At 38.1% G+C, this 520-nt stretch carries 1 pseudogene; it reads left to right on the top strand.

The features are described from left to right. Positions 1-338: 338 nt before the first annotated feature. A pseudogene (locus AB4323_RS07065) lies at positions 339-520 on the top strand (DNA mismatch repair protein MutH); the annotation flags it as partial.

Genomic DNA, 520 nt, shown 5'->3' with positions numbered 1-520 from the left:
ATTATATAAATCAGTAAATTAAAATAACATTCTAGTTTTAAAAAACATTAGAAATGTAAAAGATCTTTCAGAAACCTGACATGGTTAAAGATCAACCACTCCGATGTTTATCCACACTACTAAGTGAAAGATTCATTTTGAACCCCATTTGGCAAGCATTTTATCCACCATAAACCCCTGTTTATTTATCCACTAAATTAATATTTCAATTAATTACCTTTATGTCCTGTGGATAACCCTGAATTTGATCCCTTCTCTCGCAAGGAGATCATTTCTTAACCAGTCGTCATTTGGTGATAACTTCTGATAAAATCATTTTTTTGATCATGCCTTTTATTATGAAACCAGAACCACAAACACAACAAGAGCTGTTAGAGCGCGCGTATGCCATCGCCGGAATGACCTTTAAAGAGCTCGCTGACGAAGCTGAGATGGTGATGCCAAACGACCTTAAGCGTGATAAAGGCTGGGTTGGGCAGCTATTGGAATGGCACTTGGGTGCACCTGCAGGCAGTAAGCC

Origin of the sequence: Vibrio sp. 10N.261.52.C11, assembly GCF_041471405.1 — a bacterium.
GTDB classification, from domain to species: Bacteria; Pseudomonadota; Gammaproteobacteria; order Enterobacterales; family Vibrionaceae; genus Vibrio; species Vibrio crassostreae_C.
Note: the sequence above shows the minus strand (reverse complement) of the source record. Positions and strands in the feature narration are given on the sequence as shown.